Genomic DNA, 17935 nt, shown 5'->3' with positions numbered 1-17935 from the left:
CGCTAGCTCACTGGCACCGGGCGTGGCTCCCATCGTCCGCGCGTGAACGCCGTCGGCCCATTGGCGCTGAGTTCGGTTCGAGTACTGCCGAGGTGTCCCGTTGGCTCGATGGCGTCGAGTGCTGGTCGAGGTGCCCGGTCGCCTGAACGGCTTTCAGCTCACCGGCGCTGGGCGTGGCTCGAGTCGGCCGCCGGATCGAACCGCGAGTGAATTGGCGTGGCGCACACCGGAATTCGGATCTGTCACGTCGGCGAGGTAGAACCAGTCCATTTGGGTTTGGTCGGGGGTGACCTCGAGTACGCCATAGCCGTGCGAATCGAGTTCGACGTAGCGCAGGTGGTGGTTGATGCCCTTGATCGACTCCGCGATCGGTGCCGAGTTCAGCTTCAGCAGGTCGCCGACGCTGGTCGAGGTGATGGACGGCACGACGAATTCGGCGCCCGCGGTGGCTCCGGCGGGATAGTTCGCGGCGTCGACGGGCAGGTCGGCGGCCCACGAGGAATGGATGTCGCCGGTCAGGAAGACCACGTCGGAGACCTGCTGGTCGGTGATCGCGCGGAACAACCGCTGCCGGTCGGCGGTGTAGCCGTCCCACTGGTCGCCGTTCACGGTGAGGCCCGACTGCGGCACGCCGAGGGTGCTGGTGATCGCCGCGGTGGTGGCCGGTTCGAGCGGCGGGAAGACCAGCGGCGCGATCATCACCGAGTTGCCGACCAGCTTCCAGCGCACCGACGCGGAGGCCAATCCGGCGGTGAGCCAATCCATTTGGGCTTTCCCGGTGATGGTGCGGGCCGGGTTGTCCGCCGCGCGCCAGCCCGCGCCCGGCTTCGCCTCCTGATCACGGTAGCTGCGCAGGTCCAGCATGGACAGTTCGGCGAGTGTGCCGAAGCGCAGCCTGCGGTAGATCTGCAGTTCCGCACCGGAACCCTTGGCGCGCACCGGCATCCACTCCAGGTACGCCTGCGCGGAGGCGGCGCGGCGATCCTGCCAGTCGCCCTGGGTGGCGGGATCGTGGTTGTTCGCCCCGCCGGACCAGGAGTTGTCGGCGGACTCGTGATCGTCCCAGGTGCAGATGAACGGCTGGCGGGCATGCAAGTCCAGCAGATCGGGGTCGGTCTTGTACTGCGCGTGGCGAATTCGATAGTCGGCCAGGCTGACGGTCTCGTTCGCCGGATCATGCGGGCGCACAACGCCGTTGCGGCCGCCGTACTTGCCGCGGCCGTACTCGTAGATGTAGTCGCCCAGGTGCACGATGGCGTCGAGGTCGGTGCGCGCGGCCAGGTGCCGGTAGGCGCCGAAGTACCCGGCCTCCCAGTTCGCGCAGGACACGATCCCGAAGCGGAGGCGCTCCGGTGCGTCGGAGATCGCGGGCGCGGTCCGGGTACGGCCGATCGCGGACGTTTCGCCGAGCGCGGTGAATCGATAGAAGTAGACAGTGCCCGGCGCGAGCCCGGACACGTCGACCTGCACCGTGTGGTCGGAAGACGCTGCGGCCGTCACGGTTCCAGACGTCGTGAGCGTACCGAACCGCTCGTCCTCGGCGATTTCCCAACGCACGCTTGCCGATTCGCCCACGCCCGAACCGGGCGCCGCGTCGTCGGACACGGTCACCCGGGTCCAAAGGATGACACCGTTCGGCAGCGGATCACCGGACGCGACCCCGTGCCGGAACACCACACCCGCCGCCCGCGCGGGTGCGGCGGTCAGCAGCGCCGTCGCGGTCGCCACCGCGCTACCTTTCAGCAGCGTGCGCCGCGCGAACGGCCCGAACGAAGAATCTGAAACGACCACGTTTTCAGCCACGACTATTGATCCCATCCGATGTCCGGCCGCCACGCAAATCGGCTCGCCGGAGACCACCGATCCCCACCCGTGATCGAGCTGGAGATCGCCAGTCCGGTATCGCCCGCGACCGATCCTGGAAGTGACTGTGGTCCAACGATTCCCGTCGGAGGGCTGACGTAGAGTGATGCCACCTCATTCCGAGGGGCGGTGGACATGGTCCACACACCGCGCCCAGGATGGGGGTGATGGGGAATGGCGAAACATCGCCGGGCAAAGAGCAAGGCCCCGGTCGACTACGGCATCCTGCTGACAACAGCTGCCGTGGTCGCCGGGGCGCTCATGCTGGTCCGCTGGTTAAGGGCTAGCTAGACCCATCAGGTGGGCGTCGACTGGCATCGGCGTCCACCGCCCAGCATCACTTGCGTGACGTAAGTAGTGTACAGAACGCGCTACCCGCGTGCACTGCACGCAACTCTCAAATTTCGGACATGATGGTGGCCCGGCTCGTGTGTCACCCCACGATGTACTAATCGGTGAGTGGGCGTGAGGTTGTCAGTGGGCCTCGGTAACGTTGGCGGGTGTGCGAATGCGGCGAGCTGACCAGGGGTGTGGTGTGCGCTCGTGCGCTGTGCGTCCGCGCGGGTGTGGGGTGCGGTCATGAGTGACGGACTGTTCGACGTGCCTGGCGACGGCGTCCCCGCGGAGCACAGCATCGACAGTGTGGTGCGGCGGGATTCGGGCGCGCCGCTCGCGGTGCGGATGCGGCCCGCGTCGCTGGACGAGGTGGTCGGGCAGCAGCATCTGCTCGGGCCGGGATCGCCGCTGCGACGGCTGGTCGAGGGGTCGGGAGCGGCGTCGGTGCTGTTGTACGGGCCGCCGGGTACCGGCAAGACGACGCTCGCCTCGCTGATCTCGCACTCGACGGGCAGGCGGTTCGAGGCGCTGTCGGCGCTGTCGGCGGGGGTGAAGGAGGTGCGCGCGGTCATCGACGTGGCGCGGCGCAGGCTGTCGTCCAGCGAGCAGACCGTGCTGTTCATCGACGAGGTGCATCGGTTCTCCAAGACGCAGCAGGACGCGTTGCTCGCCGCGGTGGAGAACCGGATCGTGCTGCTGGTCGGCGCGACCACCGAGAATCCGTCGTTCTCCGTGGTGTCACCGCTGCTGTCCCGCTCGCTGGTGCTGCAACTGCAATCGCTCACCGAGGACGACATCCGTCAGGTGTTGCAGCGCGCGATCCACGATCAGCGCGGGCTGGACGACCAGTACACCGTGTCCGACGAGGCACTGGACCACATCGTCCGCATCGCGGGCGGTGACGCCCGCCGCGCGCTCACCGCGTTGGAGGCCTCGGCGGAATCGTCGCTGGACGGCACGGTCGGCGTCGAGCTCGTCGAGGCCAGCGTGGACAAGGCCGCCGTCCGCTACGACCGGGCCGGCGACCAGCACTACGACGTGATCAGCGCGTTCATCAAGTCCATCCGCGGCTCCGACGTCGACGCCTCGCTGCACTACCTGGCCAGGATGCTGACCGCGGGGGAGGACCCGCGATTCATCGCACGCAGGCTGATGATCCATGCGAGCGAGGACATCGGGATGGCCGATCCGATGGCGCTGCAAACGGCCACCGCCGCCGCGCAGGTGGTTCAGCTGGTCGGTCTGCCGGAGGCTCGTCTCGCGTTGGCGCAGGCCACGATTCATCTGGCGAGCGCCCCGAAATCCGGTGCCGTCATCGCCGCGCTCGGTGCCGCCATGGCCGACGTCGCGGCGGGTAAGGCGGGCGCGGTGCCACCGCATCTGCGCGACGGTCACTACGCGGGTGCGGCCAAACTCGGCAACGCGCAGGGTTACAAGTACCCGCACGACAACAAGGACGGCGTCCTCGCCCAGCAGTACCCGCCCGACCAGCTGGTCGGCGTGAACTACTACCAACCCACCGACCACGGCAACGAACGCGAGGTCGGCCCCCGGGTGGACAAGTTGCGCCGGATCATCCGCGGCAAGTAGCCGCACCATGCGCCGCCGTCACCGGACATTCGACCGACTCGGCGGGCAGATCGCCGCAAGGTAGCCCGGTGGCCCACACCACCCCAGTCGATGAAAAACCATGTGCACCGCACCGGTAGGCTGGATATTCGTGCAGACCCACGAGATTCGACGGCGCTTCCTGGACCATTTCGTCCGTGCCGGGCATACCGAGGTACCGAGTGCCTCGTTGATCCTGGCCGACCCGAACCTGCTGTTCGTCAACGCAGGCATGGTCCAGTTCGTGCCGTTCTTCCTCGGTCAGCAGACACCCCCGTATGCGACCGCGACGAGTGTGCAGAAGTGCGTGCGCACCGGTGACATCGAGAACGTCGGCATCACCACCCGGCACAACACGTTCTTCCAGATGGCAGGCAACTTCAGCTTCGGCGACTACTTCAAGCGCGAGGCGATCACCTTCGCCTGGACGCTGCTGACCAACAGCGTCGAGGACGGCGGCTACGGCTTCGATCCGCAGCGCCTCTGGGCCACCGTCTATCTCGATGACGATGAGGCCGAGCAGATCTGGCTCTCGATGGGTGTGCCCGCTGAGCGCATCCAGCGCCGCGGCATGGCCGACAACTACTGGTCGATGGGCATCCCGGGCCCGTGTGGCCCGTGCTCGGAGATCTACTACGACCGCGGCCCCGAATACGGCATCGAGGGCGGCCCCGAGGCCGACGAGGATCGCTACATCGAGATCTGGAACCTCGTGTTCATGCAGAACGAGCGCGGCGCGGGCACCAGCAAGGACGACTTCGAGATCCTCGGACCGCTGCCCAAGAAGAACATCGACACCGGCATGGGCGTCGAGCGCGTCGCGTTCCTGCTGCAGGGCGTCGACAACGTCTACGAGACCGATCTGCTGCGTCCGATCATCGACAAGGCCGAGGAGCTGACCGGCCGGTCCTACGGCGTCACGCACGAGGACGACGTCCGGTTCCGGGTGATCGCCGACCACGCGCGCACCGGCGCGATGCTGATCGCCGACGGCGTCAACCCGGGTAACGACGGCCGCGGCTACGTGCTGCGCCGCCTGCTGCGCCGGATCGTCCGTTCGGCCCGCCTGCTCGGCGCGGAGAAGCCGGTGATGGGCGAGTTCATGAAGGTCGTCAGCGACCTGATGTCGCCGTCGTACCCGGAACTCGCCACCGATTTCCGGCGCATCGAGACGGTCGCGGTGGGCGAGGAGACGGCGTTCCTCAAGACGCTGAACACCGGTTCCACCCTGTTCGACAACACGGCCGCCGCCGTGAAGGCCAAGGGCAGCAACACGATTGCGGGTACGGACGCCTTCACGCTGCACGACACGTACGGCTTCCCGATCGATCTCACCCTGGAAATGGCCGCCGAGGCGGGCCTTTCGGTGGACGAGGACGGCTTCCGTTCGTTGATGGCCGAGCAGCGCAAGCGGGCCAAGGATGACGCGCAGGCCCGCAAGCACGCGCACGCCGACCTCACGGTCTACAAGGAACTGGTCGACCGCGGTGCTACCGAGTTCACCGGTTTCGACGAGCTGACCTCCGAGGCGCACGTGCTCGCGCTGATCGCCGATGGTGTGCGGGTTCCCGTCGCCACGGCCGGTCAGGACGTCGAGGTGATCCTGGATCGCAGCCCGCTCTACGCGGAGTCCGGTGGCCAGATCGCCGACCGCGGTTCGATCACCGCGAACGGGCTGAAGTTGCGCGTCAACGACGTGCAGAAGATCGCCAAGAAGGTGTGGGTGCACAAGTCCACGGTGGAGCAGGGACAGGTCACCGAGGGCGATGTCGTTCTCGCGCAAGCGGATCCGGCGTGGCGTCGCGGCGCCACCCAGGGTCACTCCGGCACGCACATGGTGCATGCCGCGCTGCGTCAGATCCTGGGCCCGAACGCCGTGCAGGCCGGTTCGTTGAACAAGCCGGGCTATCTGCGGTTCGACTTCAACTGGCAGGGCCAGCTCTCCGAGCAGCAGAAGTCCGAGATCGAGGCCGTGTCCAACGACGCGGTCAGCGCCGACTTCCCGGTGAACACCTTCGTCACCGACCTGCCCAAGGCCAAGGAAATGGGCGCGATGGCGCTGTTCGGCGAGAACTACGGCGACGAAGTGCGCGTGGTGGAGATCGGCGGCCCGTTCTCGATGGAGCTGTGCGGTGGCACGCACGTGCAGCATTCCTCGCAGATCGGCCCGATCACCGTGCTCGGTGAGTCCTCGGTCGGTTCCGGTATCCGCCGCGTCGAGGCCTTCGTCGGCCTGGACTCGTATCAGTACCTGGCCAAGGAGCGCGCGCTGCTGGCCGGTGTGGCGTCGTCGCTGAAGGTGCCCTCGGATGAGGTGCCCGCGCGAGTCGAGCAGTTGGTCGAACGACTCAAGGTTGCTGAGAAGGAACTCGAGCGCACCAAGATGGCCGCGGTGTTGTCTTCGGCGGGCAAGTTCGTCGAGGAGGCCGAGCGGATCGGTGCTGTGCTGTTGGTCGCCGTCGCCGCGCCCGAGGGTGTTCCGGCCGGCGATCTGCGGACGTTGGCCACCGATATCCGCGGCCGGTTCGGCACGCTACCTGCCGTGGTGGTGCTGCTCGGCAATGCCGACGGCAAGGTGCCGTTCGTCGTGACCGTCAACAAGGGCGCCCAGGAGCTCGGTTTCAAAGCCGGTGATCTGGTCGGCGCCTTCGGCCCGAGCATCGCCGGTCGTGGCGGCGGCAAGCCGGAGATGGCGCAGGGCGCTGGATCTGATCCCTCGGGGATTCCGACTGGTCTTGCCGCGGTCCGTGCTCGGGTGGCCGAACTGGCGAAGTGATGGCATCGCGAAGCGATTCCGCGGGGGGCGGTGGCCGGGAGACGGGTGGGCTGTCGGACCCTGATAGTTCCGAGAGGTCGGTGTCGCACGGCACCGACCGGCCCCGTCCCGATTCAGATCCCGGTCGTGGCAGACGAATTGCCGTCGATGTCGGGAGTGTCCGTATCGGTGTCGCGTCCAGTGACCCCGACTGCGTCCTCGCCACGCCCGTGGAAACAGTGCCTCGTGCGAAGCCGAACAAGCGCTCGGTCGGCCCCGCACCCGATATCGCCAGAATTGCTGAAATTGTGCGGGAGTACGAGGCAGTCGAGGTAATCGTCGGTCTGCCGCGAACATTGCGCGGGGAGAAGGGCGCTGCCGCTACCATTGCCACCGCATTCGCCGAGGAGTTGCGGGCCGCCGTGTCGCCGGTACCTATACGACTTTCCGACGAACGGTTGACTACGGTGTCAGCTGCACGTGCATTGCGGGACAGTGGAGTTCGCGCGCGTGGCCAGCGGCAAGTGATCGATCAGGCGGCGGCCGTCTCGATCCTGCAAGGATGGTTGGACGAACGGAGTGCGGTGTTGAGGTCGGTTGAAGCGGTGCGTCATGCGTCGTCTGAGGACGACGCATGACGGATCGATGGGCGCGGGCCGAGGAACGGTTCCGACAGCGCGAAGCTGATCGGCGTTACCGGCGTGACGACCGAGCCTGGGGTGGGCAGAACAGCAGAGACAACCGCGGCAAGACGAACCGCGTGGTCGGCCGGGAGCAGGACGCCTGGGACGACTACGAGGACGACACGACGGTCATCCCGCGCTACACCGACGACATGGACGACCAGCCGCCGCCCGCCCCGGCGTCGCGGTCCAGGGAGCGGCGCGACGCAGCACGCCCGCGGGTCGGCCGCCGGGAACCGGTAGACGACGACGATGATGAGCCCCAAACGCGGCGCCGGTCGAAGAGCCCGCAGCGCGGCAGGCGCTCCAGGGCCGCCTCGCGCAAAGCCAAAGAGCGCAAGCGTCGTCGCCGCACCCTGTGGCTCGTCGCGGGTGTCTTCGTGCTGCTGTTCGCGGGTGCCGCGGTATTCGCGGGCATGAAGCTGATCAAGTCGCTCGGCAGCCCCGAGGACTACGCCACCGGCGGCCAGCCCGGTCCGCTGGTGGTGGTGCAGGTGCACGACGGGGACACCTCGCAGCAGATCGCCTCGACGATGAAGGAGCGCGACGTCGTCGCCAGCACGGGCGCGTTCTTCGAAGCGGCCGTGCGGAATTCGAACATGAACTCGGTGCAGCCGGGCTTCTACGCGATCCCGAGCCGCATCCCCGCCGCGCAGGCGGTCACCGCGCTGCTCGGCAAGCAAGCACGCGTCGGGAACCTGGTCATTCCCGAGGGACGGCTGCTGCACGACCAGTTCGAGGTGGGCGGCACCGGCAGGCGCACCGACGGCATCTACCGGATGATGGCGGCGGCCAGCTGCATCGGCACCGGACCGACCCAGAAGTGTGCAACCTACGAACAACTCGACGCCGCGGGCGCGAACGTCGATCTGGCCGCGCTCGGCGTGCCCGCCTGGGCCGCGCAGGGCGTCAAGGACTGCCCGGACCGGACCCGGCAGCTCGAGGGCCTGATCGCCGCGGGCACCTTGGATTTCGACCCGAGCGGTACGCCGGAGCAGATGCTGCGGCAGGTCGTGGCGCAGAGCGCCAAGATGTATGAATCCACCGGGTTGCCGCAGTCCGGCGGCGAGACCAAGCTGACGCCGTACCAGACGCTGATCGCCGCGTCGCTCGTCGAACGCGAGGCCAAGCCGCAGGACATGGGCAAGGTCGCGCGGGTGATCGTGAACCGGCTCCGGGTCCCGCAGATGCTGCAGTTCGACTCGACGGTGAACTACGCGCTCGACCGCACCGAGGTGCAGACCACCGACACCGACCGCGCCGCGGAGACGCCGTGGAACACCTACGCGAAGCTCGGGCTGCCCGCGACGCCGATCGCCGCGCCGTCGCTGAACGCGTTGCGCGCCATGGAGAATCCGGAAGCCGGGTCGTGGCTGTACTTCGTGACCGTCGACAAGCAGGGCACCACCCTGTTCACCGACGATTACAAGCAGCACCAGCGCTACATCCAGCAGGCGCAGGCGAGCGGAATCCTCGACAGTGGCCGCTGAACGTAAAGCGGCGGTGCTGGGTAAGCCCATCGCGCATTCCCGCTCGCCGCAGTTGCATCTGGCCGCGTATCGCGCGCTCGGGCTCGATTGGAGCTATGAGCGCATCGAATGCACCGGTGAGCAGCTGCCCGGGCTGGTCGACGGGCTCGGACCGGAATGGGTCGGGCTGTCGGTGACCATGCCGGGCAAGGAAGCCGCGCTCGCGTACGCCGCCGAGCGCACCGAGCGGGCGGTGCTGGTCGGCTCGGCCAACACGCTCGTCCGGGGCGAGGGCGGCTGGCGGGCCGACTGCACCGATGTGGACGGCGTGCTCGGTGCGCTGCGCGGCGGCGGGGTCACCGATGTGGCCGAGGCCGTGGTGCTCGGCGCGGGTGGGACCGCGCGACCCGCGCTGCTCGCGTTGTCCGAACTCGGGGCGAAGACGGTGACCGTGATCGCCCGGGACGCCGGACGGGCCAGCCGTGCGCTGGATCTCGCGGAACGTCTCGGCATGAACGCCGCGGTGACCAGCTTCGATCCGGCCGCGCTCGCCGGACTCTGTGAGCGGGCGGGCGCCGTGGTCAGCACGATCCCGGCCGAGGCCGCCGCGGTGGTCGCGGACGCGGTCGCGACGGCCCCGGTGGTGCTCGACGCGATCTACCATCCGTGGCCGACGCCGCTGGCCGAGGCGGTGTCGCGGGCGGGGCACACGGTGATCAGCGGTTTGCAGATGCTGCTGAACCAGGCGTATAGGCAAGTGGAACTGTTCACCGGCAGTCCGGCCCCGCGTGCCGAAATGGCGGCGGCGCTAGAGAATTCGGCCTGAGCCCGCGCTCCTCGGTCGCCCCGCGAACCTCGCGACCGAGCCGGGGCATTCGGCGTTCGTGACGGCAGGCGATTCCGTCGCGCGCGGGGGTGGCGGCCCGCTGTCCAGAAACTGATACCGGTTCTAGTTTGGTTCGGCGATGCGCAGGGTTATGGTGGTGCGCATGAATGCTTGGGTGTTGCGGGCGGTCGTGCTCGGTGCGCTGGTCGTGCTGCTGCGTACGGTGCTCGGGTTCGCGATGGTGAACTGGCCGACCCACGGGGTCTGGATGCGGGTGTTCTGCCTGATCGTGCTCGTGGCCGCCGTGCTGTACTGGGGTGTGCTGGACGGACGCAAGGATCGGTCGGCCCAGCCCGATCCGGAACGCGGCACCGACCTGACCCTGCTGTGGCTCAAGGCCGCGGCGGCGGGCGGCCTGGGCAGCGGCCTCGGCGCCTGGATCATCGACTGGCTGCCCAAGTTCGACCTCGGCGACAACGGCATCCTCTTCGAACTCACCGCGGGCGCGGCCTTCATCGTCCTGCTGATCTTCATTCCCGCGCTGATCGGCGTCGGCCTCGGCCGCATCTTCGCCGACCGCTCGCACAACAAGCAGTCGACTCCGGTACACACCCCCGCCTGACATTCGCGAAACGGCGCACTCCTAGGGTGCGCCGTTTTTGCTGTCCACCCTCGACCGCGCGGCGCACCTGGACTGTCGTCGACGGCTTCACTGCCAACTTTTGGCGGTCCCTGCCAACCTCTGGCTACCGTCCCTGTCGCTGGCAAACCCCTCGATATTCTGTTGCTATCCAATGCATTTCAACGGGAGGGAATTGTCATGTTGATTCGAGTTGGAGTCGCCGCCGCAATGGCGGTCGCCGCGTCCGCGGTCGTCTTCGCCGGGCAGGCGGCAGCGCAGGACAACGGCTGTGCGTCGAATGCGCCGCATTGGAACTACGTGTGCCTGCCCTCCGTCGCGAACGTTTCGCTGGGGTACTGCCTGAAAGAGGGCCCGAATTGGAATCCGAATGGCGAATGCGTCGCGCGTTGGGACAACGATCGGTACGACTACTGGATTCCGCAGCCGTGAGACGCCCCCGCTGACCGTGCGAAGGCCCGGCCAGGGCGGTGTACTGGCCGAACCTTGGGCGCAAGTAACGGCGCACTCCGATCGCGGGGTGCGCCGTTACTGCTGTCTGACTACAGCAGGATGCCGGTGCTAGGGGTGCCTTCGCGGAGGATTGCCGAGTAGGCCGCGGCGAGGAGGGTGGGGTCGGGGCCCTCGAGGCGGCCGGGTTTCGCGAGGCCGTCGAGGATGACGAAGCGGAGGACGCCGGAGCGGGTTTTCTTGTCCGTCTGCATGGTTTCGAGGAGTTGAGGGAGGGCGTCGGCGTCGTAGGTGGTCGGCAGGCCGACGCTTTCCAGGACGGTGCGGTGCCGGTCGGCGGTGGCGTCGTCGAGGCGGCCGGCGAGGCGGCCGAGTTCGGCGGCGAAGACGAGGCCGACGGAGACGGCGGCGCCGTGGCGCCAGCGGTAGCGCTCGCGGCGCTCGATGGCATGGCCGAGGGTGTGACCGTAGTTGAGGATCTCGCGGAGGCTAACCTCCTTGAGATCGGCGGCGACGACATCGGCCTTCACCTGGATCGCGCGCCGGATCAGCTCGGGCAGCACCTCGCCGGTGGGGTCGAGGGCAGCCGCCGGGTCGCGCTCCACCAGATCGAGGATGACCGGGTCGGCGATGAAACCGGCCTTGATGATCTCGGCCATGCCCGCGACGATCTCGTTGCGCGGCACCGTTTCCAGCGTGACCAGGTCGACGAGCACGGCGGCGGGCTCGTGGAAGCAGCCGACCAGATTCTTGCCCGCCTCGGTGTTGATGCCGGTCTTGCCGCCGACGGCCGCGTCGACCATGGCCAGCAGCGTGGTCGGCACGTGCACGATCTGGACGCCGCGCATCCAGGTGGCGGCCACGAAACCGGCCAGGTCGGTGGCGGCGCCGCCACCGAGGCTCACCACGACATCGTTGCGGGTCAAGCCGATTCGGCCGAGCACCTCCCAGCAGAAGCCTGCGACGGCGAGTTCCTTGCCCGCTTCGGCGTCCGGGATCTCGATGCGGTGCGCGTCGATGCCGGTGTCGGCCAACGCCTTCCGCACCGCCTCGGCGGTCTCGGCGAGCGGCGGCTGATGGAAGATCGCCACCGTCCGCACGCCATTCGTCGCGCCGCTGACGGCCTCGACGAGCTCACCGAGCAATCCGCGGCCGATGATCACCGGATACGGATCGGCGGTCCGAACTTCCAGACGATTCGGCTCTGTCACGACTGCGCCTCGCTAACGCTCGGCTCCGTCGCGCCAGACGGTGCTGTGTCTGTGGTTCCCTCGCTACGCTCGCTCACAGCTGCGCCTCGCTAACGCTCGGCTCCGTCGCGCCAGCCGGTGCTGTGGTTCTCTCGCTACGCTCGCTCACGTCTGCTCCGATTCTGTTGCTGCTTCTTGGTGTTTGCGGGCCCGCACGCGAGCGCGCCTGGCCCTGGCCCGCCTGGCTCGTCCGCTGGATCGCGAACTCTTGCTGGGTTCTTCCGCGCCGTCCGACTCGGCGGGTGTGTCGGTCTCGCCCTGCGCGGCCGTGCGACGAGCGCGCCAGCCTCGCCCGGTCGAGCTCGAGCCGTCCGTGGACTTCGCCGCCGCGGTTCCGTCGGTCGCAGGCGCTCCGGCTGCCGAGCCGTCCGCCGCCGCGGTCTCGCCGGTCTGGGCGACCGCCTCGGCGCGACGCGTGCGCCAGCTGCGGCCACCCGTGTTCGAGGCGGCCTTCCCGGTCGGAATCGCCTCGCCTGCCGCTTCCACAGCCGCCGCTCGGCGAGCGGCGGCACGTGCCCGCGCCCGACGCCGGGCCCGAGACCGGCTGCTGCCCTGTGGTGTTCCGGTGTTCTCGGTGGTCGTTGCCTGCGGAGTCGCGGGCAGATCCGTGCAGTCGACGTCCGTTCCGTTGCCCGGATCGGCGGGTTCGACGCCGAGCTTGGCCAAGACCATTTTGACGACGCGGCCAGGGCTGCGACCGTCTGTGCGCACCCGGATCGAGGCGACCTCGCGGTAGAGCGGGCGGCGCATGCGCATCAGCTCGCGGTACTTGGCGGCCGGGTCGGCGCCGTTGAGCAGTGGCCGGTTGGTGCTGGCCCCGGTGCGGCGGAGTCCTTCGCCCACACTGATTTCCAGGTAGACGACGGTGCGATTGCGCAGCAGCGCCCTGGTGTCCGGGGACAGCACGGCGCCGCCGCCGAGCGAGACGACGCCGCGCTCGGCGAGGATCGCGCGGCGCACCACCCGCTCCTCGATCTTGCGGAATTCGGGTTCGCCGTCGGTGGCGAAGATTTCGGGAATGGTGCGACCGGTCTCGCGCTCGATGCCCGCGTCGGTGTCGTACAGCTCGACGCCGAGCTCCTTGGCGAGCTTGCGGCCGATCGTCGTTTTCCCCGCGCCCGGCGGTCCGACCAGCACCACGCGCGGCGCGCGCGGATCGGTCTGCACGATCATGGCGTGCTGGTGTCAGCGGTCGCGTTGTGCGGGCGGTCGCTGATCCGCTTGACGTAGCTGGTGATGTTCTCCAGGGTCTCGCCGAGCGAGTCGCCACCGAACTTCTCCAGCGCGGCCTGCGCGACGACCAGCGCGACCATCGATTCGGCGACCACGCCCGCGGCGGGCACGGCACACACGTCCGAGCGCTGGTGGATGGCGACGGCTTCCTCGCCGGTGGTCATGTCGACGGTCGCCAGCGCCCGCGGCACCGTCGAGATCGGCTTCATCGCGGCGCGCACGCGCAGCGCCTCGCCGTTGGTCATGCCACCCTCCAGGCCGCCGGCCCGGTTGGTGGAGCGCAGCACGCCGTCGGTGCCGGGCTTCATCTCGTCGTGCGCCTGGCTGCCGCGCCGGCGCGCGGTCTCGAAACCGTCGCCGACCTCGACGCCCTTGATGGCCTGAATGCCCATGAGCGCGCCCGCGAGCCGCGAATCGAGCCGGTTCTCGCCGCTGGTGAACGAGCCGAGCCCGACCGGAAGGCCGTCGATGACCACCTCGACGACGCCGCCGAGGGTGTCGCCGTCCTTCTTGGCGGCCTCGATCTCGGCGATCATCGCGGCCTCGGCGTCCTTGTCGAACGAGCGCACCGGGCTCTCATCGATGGCGGCGAGGTCGCCCGCGGTTGGTACCACACCGGTGGTGTTCTGCGCGGTGCCGATCGAGACGACGTGCGAGATCACCTCGACGCCGAACGCCTGCCGCAGGAAGTTCCGTGCCACGGTGCCCGCGGCCACTCGCGCCGCGGTCTCCCTGGCGCTGGCTCGCTCGAGCACGTTGCGTGCGTCGTCGAAGCCGTACTTGAGCATGCCGGAGTAGTCGGCGTGCCCGGGGCGCGGCCGGGTGAGCGGGGCGTTGCGGGCCAATTCGGCGAGCTCGTCCGGATCGACCGGGTCGGCGGACATGACCGTCGTCCACTTCGGCCACTCGGAGTTGGCGATCTCGATGGCGACCGGACCGCCCATGGTGCGGCCATGCCGGACACCGCCGACGACGGTCACCTTGTCGGCCTCGAACTTCATCCTGGCGCCGCGGCCGTACCCTAGCCTGCGGCGCGCCAACTGCGCGGAGATCTCGTCGGACGTGACCTCGACACCGGCCACCATCCCCTCGAGGATGGTGACAAGAGCGGGACCGTGGGATTCTCCGGCAGTTATCCAGCGCAACACGCCGTCCATCTTCCCATGTCGGCGCGGCTGCTCAGGCACTCGGCCCGCAGTGATCGCTGGCACGTTCGGCACACCCCTGTTCGACCCGCGCGGTGCCGACCCCTCTCCGCGAACCGCGGGTGCCAGGCGGTGGCGGCGGAACCCGCGCCTCATCAGGCATTCGATGACCAGCGCGCATACCGTCACCAGACACATGGCAAGTCCATGCGGTATCGCGATTCGGTGAGACGCATCGGGCAAGTCGGCGGGACTCGGATTCGATGCGGGCAGGCGGATGGGCGGGTCCGCGCGGTGCGGATATTCGGCGGGCGGTCGCATTCGAGTCAGCCCGATCATCCGGCAGCCGCGGTGGCCAGCGCGCATATCGTCGCCAGACACATGGCAGGTCCATGCGGTATCGCGATTCGGTGGGGCGCTTCGGGCAAGTCGGTAGGCGTTCGGATTCGACGCAGTCCGAGCACGGCAATCCCGGCGCACGCGGTGAGCAACGGCGCAGCGAGTGCCGCCCACACCCACGCCTGTCCACCACCGAGTGCCGCCGCCGCGCCCAACCCGACGGCAAGCTTCACATCTCCGGCACCGAAGGCCGCCGGAAGCACCAGGTGCACCAGCAGATAGGGCACCGCGAGTAGCACCGCACCCAGGAGCGCGGCTGTGTATTGAGCTGTGGACAGTGCGTACCCGAACACCGCGACGGCACCCCCTCCGGTCAGCGGATTCGGCAGTCGCCGCCGCCGAAAATCGATGACGCTCAACACAACACACCACGCGAGGAGGGCGGCGAAGGCAACAATCGGCATGCCGTCCACTCTTGTCCGATCGTGGCGCGAGACAACCCCTCTTCACCCGAATGTGGATAGCTTTGCGACATGTGAACAACCGCCCTCCGCATGCCGTCCGGTACGGAAATTCGCCAGCGCCAACGGCATTCCGTGATCGTCACCAAGATCGTCACCACCGGGTCAGCGCGGTGGCGCGGGCCGGTACACGTGTTGCATGCGGAGATACGGCGTGTCGGCGGTAGCTTTGAACCATGTGTGCTGATCACGCGGGCCAGGCGCCCGACTACGCCGCGCGGCGTGGCGCGCTGCGGAGTCTGCTGGTGGAAAACGGGGTAGACGCCTTACTGGTCACCGACCTGGTGAACCTCAGGTACCTGACCGGGTTCACCGGATCCAACGCGGCGCTACTCGTGCACTCCTGGGACATGCGCAACGCCGAAGAGCGCACGGTCATCGGCACCGACGGCCGCTACCTGACCCAGGTCGCCGAGCAGGTACCCGACCTGCGGGCCGAGATCGCCAGGGCCACCGCCCGCCGGATCGTCGAGCTGGCCGGGGAGTGGCAGCTCGGCCGGATCGGCTACGAGAGCCACATCGTCACCGTCGACGAGCACCGCGGCTTCGTCGATCAGTGCACCGGACTGGAGTTCGTCGCCACTCCCGGCCTGGTCGAGCAGTTGCGCATGGTCAAGGACGCCTACGAGGTCGCCCAGCTCAGGGCGGCTTGCACGGCGGGCGACAGCGGACTCGCCACCCTGCTCGAGCGCGGCCTGCTGCGGCCGGGCCGCACCGAAAAGCAGGTGGCCAGGGACTTGGAATGGGCCATGTTCGAGCACGGCGCCGACGCGGTGTCGTTCGAGACCATCGTGGCCGCGGGCGTCAATTCGGCTGTGCCGCATCACCGGCCGACCGACGCCGTGCTCGCCGCGGGCGATTTCGTCAAGCTCGACTTCGGCGCGATGATCGGCGGCTACCACTCGGACATGACCCGCACCCTCGTGCTCGGCCCGCCGAGTGACTGGCAACGCGAGGTGTACGCGCTGGTCCAGGCCTCGCAGCGGGCCGGATGCGAGGCGCTGCGCCCCGGTGTCAAGGTCGACGAGGTGGACTCAGCGTCGCGCTCGGTGATCGAGGCGGCCGGGCACGGCAAGCTGTTCGTGCACGGCCTCGGGCACGGGGTGGGACTGCAGATCCACGAAGCGCCGGGCATCGCCAAAAACGGAACCGGTACACTTCTTGCTGGCGTGGCGGTGACCGTCGAACCCGGTGTGTACTTTCCCGGCCGCGGCGGGGTCCGGATCGAGGACACGCTCGTGGTGCGCGAAGGGGGCCCGGAGTTGCTCACCAACACCAGCAAAGACCTGACCGTCGTCGACTGACGTCGGCTGACCAACATGTTGTTTACGAACTAGGAGATCCGAGGACAGTGGCGGACACCAGCGACTTCAAGAACGGCCTTGTGCTGAAAATCGACAATCAGCTGCAGCAGATTATCGAATTCCAGCATGTCAAGCCGGGCAAGGGTCCCGCGTTCGTGCGGACAAAGCTGAAGAACGTGCTGTCCGGCAAGGTCGTCGACAAGACGTTCAACGCGGGCGTCAAGGTGGAGACCGCGACCGTCGACCGTCGCGACATGACCTACCTGTACCACGACGGCTCGGACTACGTCTTCATGGACGGCGACACCTTCGACCAGATCTCCATCTCCGAGGAGACCATCGGCCCGGGCGCGCGCTTCCTGCTGGAGAACATGACCGTGCAGGTCGCCACGCACGAGGGCGCCCCGCTCTACGTCGAGCTTCCGGTCACGGTCGAACTCCAGGTCCAGCACACCGACATCGGCCTGCAGGGCGACCGCTCCACCGGCGGCACCAAGCCCGCCACCCTGGAGACCGGCGCCGAGGTGCAGGTCCCGCTGTTCATCAACACCGGCGACAAGCTGCGCATCGATTCGCGTGATGGCAGCTACCTCGGCCGAGTCAACGCCTGATCGCCGCACGCGGTGGGAGGGTCAGGCCCGGAGGCGGTAGCGCAGCGTAACCACGCAGGGCCCGCTCCTACCGCCATGAGAAACAGCGACTGAGATAATGGTGACTGTGGCTGAACAGCCGGTAGACAAGAAGTCCTTCAAGAAGCTCGGCACGCGGCACAAAGCCCGCCGCCGAGCCGTTGATTTGCTCTTCGAGGCAGAGGCACGCGACGTGGACCCGGCCGACCTGCTCGACGAGCGGGTCGAACTGGCCACCCGCGATCAGGCCGTCGCGCCGGTGCACGCCTACACGCACACGCTGGTCGAGGGCGTGGCCGACGACCTCGACCGGGTGGACGGCACCATCGAGTCCTACCTCAAGGACTGGGAGCTGTCCCGGCTGCCCGCCGTCGACCGCGCCATCCTGCGGATCGCGGTGTGGGAATTGTTCCACGCCAACGACGTTCCGCCGGTCGTCGCGGTGGACGAGGCGGTGGAGCTCGCCAAGGAGCTGTCCACCGACGACTCCCCGTCGTTCGTGAACGGCGTGCTCGGCCAGGTCGTGCTGATCGCGCCGCAGGTCCGCGCCGCGGCGGCGGCCACCCGCGCGTCGCGTCCGGAGACCGACGCGTGAAGAAGTATCTGGTGATGGCGATGCGCACGCCGGGCTTCGACGCCGCCGTGCTGCAGCCGCACAAGGACTTCCTGAAGCAGCTGAGCGAGCGCGGTCACCTGGTGGAAAGCGCGCGCTTCACCGACGGCACCGGCGGGGCATATTTCATCGCCGCCGAAAACCTGGACGCCGCACGGGAACTCGCGTTCGCCGACCCGGTACACACCACCGGCTCCTCGGACGTCACCGTGTACGAGTGGGAACCAACCACCCCGAACTGAGCACAACGCAGCCGCACACCGAAAGTGTG

At 68.3% G+C, this 17935-nt stretch carries 15 protein-coding genes and 1 pseudogene; 11 read left to right on the top strand and 5 right to left on the bottom strand.

From position 1 onward, the window contains the following. Positions 1 to 153: 153 nt before the first annotated feature. Entirely contained in the window at positions 154 to 1818 is a 1665-nt protein-coding gene (locus tag ACIBCN_RS09590; RefSeq protein ID WP_396991047.1) for an alkaline phosphatase D family protein, read from the bottom strand. Between the two features lie 624 nt (positions 1819 to 2442). Between ACIBCN_RS09590 and ACIBCN_RS09585 the strand changes: the two genes are divergently transcribed. The 7 genes from ACIBCN_RS09585 to ACIBCN_RS09555 all read left to right on the top strand — a co-directional run bounded on the left by ACIBCN_RS09585 (position 2443) and on the right by ACIBCN_RS09555 (position 10612). After that, the gene (locus tag ACIBCN_RS09585) at positions 2443 to 3789 is read left to right on the top strand and encodes a replication-associated recombination protein A (protein ID WP_396991046.1); all 1347 of its coding nucleotides are present in this window, start codon (positions 2443 to 2445) and stop codon (positions 3787 to 3789) included. Positions 3790 to 3919: 130 nt separating this feature from the next. Beyond that, the gene (gene alaS / locus ACIBCN_RS09580) at positions 3920 to 6583 is read left to right on the top strand and encodes an alanine--tRNA ligase (protein WP_396991045.1); all 2664 of its coding nucleotides are present in this window, start codon (positions 3920 to 3922) and stop codon (positions 6581 to 6583) included. After that, positions 6583 to 7200 carry a Holliday junction resolvase RuvX gene (ruvX, locus tag ACIBCN_RS09575; protein ID WP_396991044.1) on the top strand — a complete coding sequence of 206 codons (618 nt, stop codon included), beginning with the start codon at positions 6583 to 6585 and terminating at the stop codon, positions 7198 to 7200. Before alaS ends, ruvX begins: the two co-directional genes overlap by 1 nt. Next, positions 7197 to 8735: an endolytic transglycosylase MltG gene (gene mltG / locus ACIBCN_RS09570; protein WP_396991043.1), complete on the top strand. Its 1539-nt coding sequence runs from the start codon at positions 7197 to 7199 to the stop codon at positions 8733 to 8735. The genes ruvX and mltG overlap by 4 nt, the downstream gene beginning before the upstream one ends. Continuing rightward, on the top strand, positions 8725 to 9540 hold the full coding sequence (locus ACIBCN_RS09565) for a shikimate dehydrogenase (RefSeq protein WP_396991042.1): 816 nt from the start codon (positions 8725 to 8727) through the stop codon (positions 9538 to 9540). The genes mltG and ACIBCN_RS09565 overlap by 11 nt, the downstream gene beginning before the upstream one ends. A gap of 163 nt (positions 9541 to 9703) precedes the next feature. Next, positions 9704 to 10162, top strand: coding sequence for a B-4DMT family transporter (locus tag ACIBCN_RS09560; RefSeq protein ID WP_396991041.1), 459 nt, complete (start codon positions 9704 to 9706; stop codon positions 10160 to 10162). A 198-nt stretch (positions 10163 to 10360) separates the two neighbouring features. After that, on the top strand, positions 10361 to 10612 hold the full coding sequence (locus tag ACIBCN_RS09555) for a hypothetical protein (protein ID WP_396991040.1): 252 nt from the start codon (positions 10361 to 10363) through the stop codon (positions 10610 to 10612). A 110-nt stretch (positions 10613 to 10722) separates the two neighbouring features. Here the strand turns inward: ACIBCN_RS09555 and aroB are convergent, their stop codons facing one another. The 4 genes and pseudogenes from aroB to ACIBCN_RS09535 form a co-directional block, all read right to left on the bottom strand. Continuing rightward, entirely contained in the window at positions 10723 to 11841 is a 1119-nt protein-coding gene (gene aroB, locus ACIBCN_RS09550; protein ID WP_396991039.1) for a 3-dehydroquinate synthase, read from the bottom strand. A 693-nt stretch (positions 11842 to 12534) separates the two neighbouring features. Next, positions 12535 to 13053 (bottom strand): annotated as a pseudogene (locus ACIBCN_RS09545) (shikimate kinase); the annotation flags it as partial. Next, positions 13050 to 14261 carry a chorismate synthase gene (aroC, locus tag ACIBCN_RS09540; RefSeq protein ID WP_396991180.1) on the bottom strand — a complete coding sequence of 404 codons (1212 nt, stop codon included), beginning with the start codon at positions 14259 to 14261 and terminating at the stop codon, positions 13050 to 13052. The gene aroC and the pseudogene ACIBCN_RS09545, both read right to left, overlap by 4 nt. Before the next feature lie 332 nt (positions 14262 to 14593). Further along, entirely contained in the window at positions 14594 to 15061 is a 468-nt protein-coding gene (locus tag ACIBCN_RS09535; protein WP_396991038.1) for an A24 family peptidase, read from the bottom strand. Between the two features lie 233 nt (positions 15062 to 15294). Here ACIBCN_RS09535 and ACIBCN_RS09530 point away from each other — a divergent pair, with 233 nt between their 5' ends. The 4 genes from ACIBCN_RS09530 (at position 15295) to ACIBCN_RS09515 (ending at position 17906) form a co-directional block, all read left to right on the top strand. Further along, positions 15295 to 16422 carry a M24 family metallopeptidase gene (locus tag ACIBCN_RS09530; protein WP_396991037.1) on the top strand — a complete coding sequence of 376 codons (1128 nt, stop codon included), beginning with the start codon at positions 15295 to 15297 and terminating at the stop codon, positions 16420 to 16422. 47 nt (positions 16423 to 16469) lie between these two features. Next, a complete protein-coding gene (gene efp / locus ACIBCN_RS09525) occupies positions 16470 to 17033 on the top strand; it encodes an elongation factor P (protein ID WP_396991036.1) in 564 nt (187 codons plus the stop codon). Positions 17034 to 17139: 106 nt separating this feature from the next. Next, positions 17140 to 17646: a transcription antitermination factor NusB gene (gene nusB, locus ACIBCN_RS09520; protein ID WP_396991035.1), complete on the top strand. Its 507-nt coding sequence runs from the start codon at positions 17140 to 17142 to the stop codon at positions 17644 to 17646. Continuing rightward, positions 17643 to 17906: a YciI family protein gene (locus tag ACIBCN_RS09515; RefSeq protein WP_396991034.1), complete on the top strand. Its 264-nt coding sequence runs from the start codon at positions 17643 to 17645 to the stop codon at positions 17904 to 17906. The genes nusB and ACIBCN_RS09515 overlap by 4 nt, the downstream gene beginning before the upstream one ends. Positions 17907 to 17935 lie beyond the last annotated feature (29 nt).

The sequence above is a fragment of the Nocardia sp. NPDC051052 genome (genome assembly GCF_044456045.1).
Lineage (GTDB): Bacteria > Actinomycetota > Actinomycetes > Mycobacteriales > Mycobacteriaceae > Nocardia.
Note: the sequence above shows the minus strand (reverse complement) of the source record. Positions and strands in the feature narration are given on the sequence as shown.

Coding starts and splice junctions, on each gene's coding strand:
- ACIBCN_RS09590 (WP_396991047.1), bottom strand. CDS start 1,818: ATGGGATCAATAGTCGTGGCTGAAAACGTGGTCGTTTCAGATTCTTCG.
- ACIBCN_RS09585 (WP_396991046.1), top strand. CDS start 2,443: ATGAGTGACGGACTGTTCGACGTGCCTGGCGACGGCGTCCCCGCGGAG.
- ruvX (WP_396991044.1), top strand. CDS start 6,583: ATGGCATCGCGAAGCGATTCCGCGGGGGGCGGTGGCCGGGAGACGGGT.
- mltG (WP_396991043.1), top strand. CDS start 7,197: ATGACGGATCGATGGGCGCGGGCCGAGGAACGGTTCCGACAGCGCGAA.
- ACIBCN_RS09560 (WP_396991041.1), top strand. CDS start 9,704: ATGAATGCTTGGGTGTTGCGGGCGGTCGTGCTCGGTGCGCTGGTCGTG.
- ACIBCN_RS09555 (WP_396991040.1), top strand. CDS start 10,361: ATGTTGATTCGAGTTGGAGTCGCCGCCGCAATGGCGGTCGCCGCGTCC.
- ACIBCN_RS09535 (WP_396991038.1), bottom strand. CDS start 15,061: ATGCCGATTGTTGCCTTCGCCGCCCTCCTCGCGTGGTGTGTTGTGTTG.
- ACIBCN_RS09530 (WP_396991037.1), top strand. CDS start 15,295: ATGTGTGCTGATCACGCGGGCCAGGCGCCCGACTACGCCGCGCGGCGT.